Origin of the sequence: Micromonospora thermarum (assembly GCF_012034245.1) — a bacterium.
GTDB classification, from domain to species: Bacteria; Actinomycetota; Actinomycetes; order Mycobacteriales; family Micromonosporaceae; genus Micromonospora; species Micromonospora thermarum.
On sequence record NZ_JAATEO010000121.1, the window covers coordinates 1 to 204 of the forward strand.

The window sequence follows — 204 nt, forward strand, 5'->3', positions numbered from 1 at the left end:
CGGTGGAGTCGAAGCCGGTCGCGGTCACCGTCCTCGCGGACAAGGTGGACAAGGGCACGCTGATCCCGCACGGTGTGCAGGGCGAGCAGTCGCGGATCGATCTGGACGACGAGCAGGTCGCGAATGTGAAGGCGATCATCGCGGCGACGAAGAAGGCCGGCATGGACGAGCGGGCCGCGGTGGTGGCGATCGCGACGGCGTTGC

General features: G+C 68.6%; 1 pseudogene. It reads left to right on the top strand.

The window, feature by feature from the left end:
* Window positions 1-204, top strand: a pseudogene (locus tag HCJ94_RS29480) (hypothetical protein); the annotation flags it as partial.